Source organism: Sphingomonas sp. Leaf30, assembly GCF_001422525.1.
Taxonomy (GTDB): domain Bacteria; phylum Pseudomonadota; class Alphaproteobacteria; order Sphingomonadales; family Sphingomonadaceae; genus Sphingomonas; species Sphingomonas aerolata.
On sequence record NZ_LMKZ01000013.1, the window covers coordinates 43060 to 49191 of the forward strand.

General features: G+C 65.3%; 8 protein-coding genes. 6 read left to right on the forward strand and 2 right to left on the reverse strand.

The window, feature by feature from the left end; genetic code table 11:
• Nucleotides 1-60 precede the first annotated feature (60 nt).
• Nucleotides 61-465: a MerR family transcriptional regulator gene (locus ASE89_RS11445; RefSeq protein ID WP_235516308.1), complete on the forward strand. Its 405-nt coding sequence runs from the start codon at nucleotides 61-63 to the stop codon at nucleotides 463-465.
• Nucleotides 466-514: 49 nt separating this feature from the next.
• Here the strand turns inward: ASE89_RS11445 and ASE89_RS11450 are convergent, their stop codons facing one another.
• Complete coding sequence (locus tag ASE89_RS11450; protein ID WP_192143182.1) at nucleotides 515-1243, reverse strand: DUF6118 family protein; 729 nt, start codon at nucleotides 1241-1243, stop codon at nucleotides 515-517.
• 61 nt (nucleotides 1244-1304) lie between these two features.
• Complete coding sequence (gene traA, locus ASE89_RS11455) at nucleotides 1305-4277, reverse strand: Ti-type conjugative transfer relaxase TraA (RefSeq protein ID WP_056677703.1); 2973 nt, start codon at nucleotides 4275-4277, stop codon at nucleotides 1305-1307.
• Nucleotides 4278-4451: 174 nt separating this feature from the next.
• On the opposite strand from traA, the gene ASE89_RS11460 reads away from it, so the two are divergent.
• The 5 genes from ASE89_RS11460 to ASE89_RS20395 form a co-directional block, all read left to right on the forward strand.
• The gene (locus ASE89_RS11460; protein WP_056677704.1) at nucleotides 4452-4781 is read left to right on the forward strand and encodes a conjugal transfer protein TraD; all 330 of its coding nucleotides are present in this window, start codon (nucleotides 4452-4454) and stop codon (nucleotides 4779-4781) included.
• Between the two features lie 13 nt (nucleotides 4782-4794).
• A complete protein-coding gene (locus tag ASE89_RS11465) occupies nucleotides 4795-5019 on the forward strand; it encodes a conjugal transfer protein TraD (RefSeq protein ID WP_056677708.1) in 225 nt (74 codons plus the stop codon).
• The gene (locus tag ASE89_RS11470; protein ID WP_056677710.1) at nucleotides 5019-5420 is read left to right on the forward strand and encodes a hypothetical protein; all 402 of its coding nucleotides are present in this window, start codon (nucleotides 5019-5021) and stop codon (nucleotides 5418-5420) included. The genes ASE89_RS11465 and ASE89_RS11470 overlap by 1 nt, the downstream gene beginning before the upstream one ends.
• A complete protein-coding gene (locus ASE89_RS11475; RefSeq protein WP_056677713.1) occupies nucleotides 5420-5701 on the forward strand; it encodes a hypothetical protein in 282 nt (93 codons plus the stop codon). Before ASE89_RS11470 ends, ASE89_RS11475 begins: the two co-directional genes overlap by 1 nt.
• Before the next feature lie 56 nt (nucleotides 5702-5757).
• On the forward strand, nucleotides 5758-6132 hold a 375-nt coding region (locus ASE89_RS20395), incomplete at its 3' end, for a type IV secretory system conjugative DNA transfer family protein (RefSeq protein ID WP_236701727.1).

The following is a 6132-nucleotide window of genomic DNA, read 5'->3' on the forward strand; positions in this document are numbered from 1 at the left end:
CTCGATAGAATCGATCTGACAGCCTATATGCACCCTCTAGTCGCTAGAGGGTCAAGCGCTGTGTCTGAGAAACTGACGATCGGAAAACTGGCTGGTGCGACCGGCACGAAAGTCGAGACGATCCGCTACTATGAGCAGATTGGCTTGCTGCCGGCTCCTGAGCGATCGGCGGGGAACTATCGGACCTATGAGGGCGCGCATCTACGCCGCCTGTCCTTCATCCGTCGCGCGCGTGATCTTGGCTTTTCAATCGATCAGGTGCGCGAGCTTATGGGGCTTGCCGATCGGCGCGATCAGTCCTGCATCGCCGTCGATGTCGTTGCCAACCAACACCGCGACGCGATTAGACGCAAAATTGCAGACCTCACCGCGCTTGCTGGTGAACTCGACGCGCTAATAGATTCCTGTAGCCGCAACACCGTCGCCGACTGCCGGATCATCGAAGCACTTGCCCCTTCCGCATAGCGCATCGCTGCTGTCCGGTGGAATGATCGGCTTGCACCGCTTGGGCACTTCAATCCGTGGAGCTGACGATCGCACTTCTTGCCGCCACGTCATCCCGACTGATCTCGATGGTACAGCGCACCGTCTTCTTAGTCCTCACAGCTATCTTGTAGCAGGCTTGCACAGCCTTGCGATTTGCGGTGATGATCCGATCGGCTGCCGCGATGTTGGCGAAAGCATCCGGCCCAGCAGCTCGCATGAGGCGCTGCCCGGCTTCCCATTTCGGTAGGTCAAGCGTGCGCGCTGCCATCCACTCGGGCACCTGCCACTTCCCCGGGAGCTCGCGCGCGATGATCCCCGGCACGATCGTCCATAGCAGCGCCCCGCCCAGGCACGCTCCCGCACCGACCTGCCACAAGGTACGGCGCTGCTCGTCCGCACGGCGGGCAGAACCGCCGATACCGTGCAAAGCGGTCGTCGCCTTGTCCATCTTCTCACCGGCGGTCGCGATCATGCGCCGATCCTCGTCGCGGGCATGGCCGCCAGCCGCGACGATCCGGTCGGCGACATAGCGCGGCGCGACATTGTCCTCGGCCGTTTTCGCCAGCACGCCGACATTTTGCATGGTCGCGTTGAGCGCCTTCGCCATTTTCCCCAGCGTCTCGCTGTAATCGGGTATCTCCGGCACCTCGGCGCGCTCCGCGGACAGCCGCTCGACGGCGCGGCGCAACAGCGCAAGCTCACCGCGGACACCTTCAAACGCCTCCGCTGCGGCGTCCGGTTCGTGATCGTCACTCATGCACTTCTTCCCCTTTACTGCATGAAACCACAAACCGGATCGTACCCGAAAGCACGAACCGTCACCGGCTCATCCCCCGATCCCGGTCGCGCCCACGATCGAGCGACGACGACAGCGCATCGCCGATCGACCGCTCGCTTTCCTGCTTCAGCGCCAGGTCGGGTGCATGGCGACGCAGTGCGGATTCGAGCTGCGGGTCACGGTGCAGCCCGCCCGCCGCCTTCTCCATCCGCTCGCGCAACCGCTCGGCACCGGCACTGTCGCCGGCCCGCTCCATGCCTGCCCGCGCCTGCTGCATTTTCTGCCAGCCTTCCACGAACCGCTCGGCACGCGCGTCCGGGTCTAGCCGCACACGCTTCTCGTCGGCCATCGCGCGTGCCGCGCCAACTGTATTGCCGCCCGACACCTGCTCGATAAGCTTCGGATCACGCGCAAGCGCCGATGCAAGGTCGCGCGCGGCATGGGGACGGGTCGCGTCCAGCCTCTCGCCAGCCTTCTGCAAAGCGCTCTCCTGATGCGGCAGCACGGGCAGACCCTTGTTGCGCATCCGGCCGATATCGCCCGCGGCACGTGCATAGCGTTCGATCGCCTTGGCCTGAGAGACGTCCAAGGTGGTGTTAATCGGACCCCCCTGGCTGCGATCACGGGCGGTGTTAATCGGACCCCCCTGCCCGTGATCGCGGGCAGTGTTAATCGCCCCCTCTTTCGCGACAGCCGGCTTTGGCCGGAAACCGGCAAACATGCCCTTGGCCTTGTCGCGCACCTTCTCGACCATCTGGCGTGCGAGTTCCGGGAACCGGATCTCGCGCCGATCGGCGAACGCCCGCGCCTGATCCTGCTCGGGCTTAGCGTAATCGCCCGCCATGTCCTTGCCGCGTTCGCGCGACAGAGCGCGAACAAGCTGGCGCTGGTCGGTGAAGTCGTCGCGGCCATAGTGAAGCTGCACGTCGTCGCGGTGCCGCGACATGCCGACATAGGCGCTGTGGCGGTCCATGCCCGGAGTGGCGAGGACATGGGCGCGATCGACCGTCACGCCTTGGGATTTGTGGAACGTCGCCGCATAGCCGTGATCGACATGGGCATAATCCTTGGTGTCGAACGCGACCCCGCGCCCGTCATCGAGGCGCACCGCCATGCCCTCGGGCGATACCCGCTCGATCGTCGCCAGCGTGCCGTTCTTGACCCCCATGCCGCGCTCGTTGCGAAGGAACATGATGCGGTCGCCGGTCGCGAACTGCCGCTCGCCGCGCTCGGCCTTCACCGTCACGTCATCGCCAAGGTCGCCGCTCGCGCGCAACCGGTCGCGCGCCTCGCCATTGAGGCTCTGCACCTCGGCGTTGGTGTGGGTGAGGATGATGCGGCTCTTGCCCGGCTCGGTCTGGCGCGCGCGATCCCAACCATCGACCAGCGCGCCCCGCGCCGCCTCGCGCGTGTCGGCCGCGTGGACCGTGCCCTTGCCGTCATAGGCGTGGATCGCCTCGCCGGTGCGCCCGGTCGCCAGCGCACGTGTGGCGTCGCGCTGCCAGTCCTCGCGCTGCCGGCGTATCTCGGTGATCTCGGCCGCGCCGTGCCGCTCGGTGACGCTGCGGAACGCCGCGCCCGCCTCGATCGCCTGCAACTGCTCAGGATCGCCGACCATCACGACCTTGGCCCCAGCATCGCGTGCCTGGGACAGCACCCGCTCCATCTGGCGCGAGCCGATCATGCCAGCCTCGTCCACTACCAGCACGTCCTTGGGGCCTAGCTGCTCGCGGCCCTGCCCCCATGCGTGTTCCAGGCTAGCGATGGTGCGGGACTGGATGCCCGATCCGCCCTCAAGGTTCTCGGCCGCAATGCCCGACAACGCCGCGCCGCGAACCGTGTAACCCTGCCCCTCCCATGCCTCGCGCGCCACGCCAAGCATCGCCGACTTGCCGCTGCCGGCATAGCCGACGACGGACGCCAGCCCCGCGTCGCCGGTCACATGATCGAAGGCGTCGCGCTGCTCGCCCGACAGGACAAGGCCACGCCCCTCGGCCGCGCCGATCGCGACGTCACGATGCCGATCGGCGACGCCATGCTCGCCCCGGCCCGCCAGATCGTCGCCGGCACGCTCAAGCCGGTTCTCCACCGCAATCATGTCGCGCGACGTGAACCGCTCCTGGTCGCGTCCATCCTTCCCCAATGCGACCAGCTCAGGGCTGGCGCGCACCGCCCCCATCACCTGGTCGAACTGCTCCTTGCCGTCGCTGTGCCGGAACGCGAACGTCGCAAGGTCACGGACGGTGAACGTGGCCTGCTGCCGCGTGAGGGCGTCCAGCGCGACATTGGGATCGGCGATGATCTTCTCGCCGTTCTCACGAGCGATGCGCGTGTGATCCTCGATCCGCTCCGCCTCAAGCCCCTGCTCCGGACGACGCGATGCGGCCGGGCCGATCTTGTGCTGCGGCTCCAGCCCGATCCCCTGCGCCTCGTAACTGCGGTGGTCGATGCGACCCTCAATCCCCAGCTCGGCCATGCGCTCGTTAACGTGAGCGCTCCACGCCTCGCGCCAGTCCTTCAAAAGCTCGGTCGAGTTCCAGTCGCGGTTCTTCTTCCCGAACCCCTCCAGCCCCACGTCGCGCATCGCAAGCATGACATGCGCGTGCGGCTTGGGCGTGCCGTCCTTCGCCTTGTCCCAATGCACGTTCAGATCAGCGACCATCCCGCGATCGACAAACTGCTTCTTCACGAAATCGCGTGCGAGCTGGACGCCCTGCTTCTCGTTCATCTCACGCGGAATCGAGAACTCCACCTCACGGGCAAGCTGCGCGTCCTTGCGCTTCTCGCCTGCCTCAACCTCGTTCCACAGCGTCGTGCGATCGTTTAAACGCTCTGGTGCGCCCTCCGGCAACATCACCTCGGAGTGAATCACGCCCGCCTTGTTGCTGAAGTCGTGATCGCGGTTCAACCGATCGTCGTGCAGCTCAGATGCGGAACGATAGGCGGCGCTCGCGACGGCGCTCGATCCGTTTGCGCGGCTCACAACTTTGGCGGAGAAATGATAGATCGCCATGACGCTCCGCACACTGCCCTACTTAGCGCACGTCGGCAACGACGTATAAGCGCGCACTCACAATCTGCTTCGCATCTTCTGACTGACCTGCTGTACCTTCCTGCTCGTTCTGACTTTACCCTCACGCTGGGTGCGCTAAGATGCTGCTGACCGATACGCGGAAGGGCGATAGTGATGCGGAAGGTTCGCGATTACGATGCCGAGCTGAAGGCGCTGGGTGACAAGGCCCGTGCGCTCAAGGCTAAACGGGTCGAACAGCTCGGCCAGCTCGTTGCCGCCACAGGTGCCGATGCACTCGATGCGGAAACCCTCGCCGGTGTTCTGCTCGATGCGATCGGATCGAAGGATACGGATGCGAAGGAGGCATGGCGTGCGAAGGGCGCTGCCTTCTTTCAGCGGCGCGGGCGCAAGGGTAGTGGCGCTGCTCCAATCAACGGATCGGGCGCTGCGACTGAACCGGGCGGCGACGCTACGGACGGAAGCGGCGGAACGGCGAACGGATAGCAGGGGCTGGGTCGTGCAACGTCGCGAACGAACGCGTCACCTGATTGAGCTGGGCGGGCTGGTTCAGAAAGCCGGGCTGGTCGATCTGACCGACGACGATCGCGCCACCCTCTACGGCGCGCTGCTCGATCTCGCCGGGCGTGGTCGTGGCGATGATGCCGGCGACGTGCTGGCACTGTGGAAAAGACGCGGAAAACGCGCGTTCGATGCGGAAAGCGAAACGACGGAGACGAGCTGATGGCAGGCGATGATAACTCGGAATGGCTGATGCGCGGGTCTGCGGCTGCGACGATCATCTATAACGATCCTGTCTGGGCAGAACAGGAATACGCCATGCAGCGTGGGGAGCGTATGCGAGGTGATTTCGATCCCCCTGTCTCCACACACCTGGTCGATGCGCTACGCGCCCGTTGGGCCGAAGCGAGCGCGCTCTGCGGCCGCATCGCGACCGAGGGATGCGACACACTCCCCGTGAATGCCAATCCTGACGCTTGGGACGCGATCGACGGCGACATGCTCATCGCCGGGCGTTACGCCCGCGATCACGGTATCCGGTGGGTGCCGCGGGCGCTGCTGGCCGATTATCAGGTGCTGCTCGCCACACCGCTGCCCGGCTCGGCCGACCTGAAAGCCGCGTGATGGCGGATTTTGATATCGAGGCGATCCGCCGCCAGGTCCGCGCGATGGATTTTGTACGCGGCACGCCAACGGAAATCGCGATGTGGCATGAGGACATGGCGGACTCGCGCGCCAACCTGATCATTGAGGACATGATCCCGACGCCCAACGACGATGCGTTTTTCGCGATGATGCTGGACGAGGGCGTGCCCCCTCCCCTGGTCTCGCAAATCCTGCTCCGGCTGCTCGATCATCCCGACGCCGACCGGTCCCTGCCGGTCACGCCGATGGCGGCGCACTGATGCCCCGGCGACGGATCAGCCCACTACTCGCGGTCTTCGTCGCCTTCGTGGTGCTGATGGCGAGCAACGCCTGGCTCAAGGGCATCTTCGGTTATGGCGAGATCGCGACCGACATTCCGTTCCTGCTGGCCGGAGCGATCCTATTCCTGGCTTGGCGCTTCAACCGGCGTGCCGCCAACCAGCACAACGATCTGCTCGGCTCCGCACGTTTCGGTGACCGTGCCGACGTGCGGAAGCTGGAAGCGAACGGAGATCTTCTGATCGGCCGCTCGGCGAAGTCGGGAAAGCTGCTGCATTACGACGGCGCGGCGCATCTCCTGACGATGGCACCCACCCGCTCGGGCAAAGGCGTGGGTACGATCATTCCCAACCTGCTGCTGCTCGACCGCTCGGTGATCTGCATCGACCCCAAGGGCGAGAACGCCCGTGTC

Excerpts from the sequence above, each read along its gene's own strand:
- ASE89_RS11460 (WP_056677704.1), top strand. The coding sequence starts at position 4,452 with ATGCGGAAGGTTCGCGATTACGATGCCGAGCTGAAGGCGCTGGGTGAC.
- traA (WP_056677703.1), bottom strand. The coding sequence starts at position 4,277 with ATGGCGATCTATCATTTCTCCGCCAAAGTTGTGAGCCGCGCAAACGGA.
- ASE89_RS11470 (WP_056677710.1), top strand. The coding sequence starts at position 5,019 with ATGGCAGGCGATGATAACTCGGAATGGCTGATGCGCGGGTCTGCGGCT.
- ASE89_RS11475 (WP_056677713.1), top strand. The coding sequence starts at position 5,420 with ATGGCGGATTTTGATATCGAGGCGATCCGCCGCCAGGTCCGCGCGATG.
- ASE89_RS11450 (WP_192143182.1), bottom strand. The coding sequence starts at position 1,243 with ATGAGTGACGATCACGAACCGGACGCCGCAGCGGAGGCGTTTGAAGGT.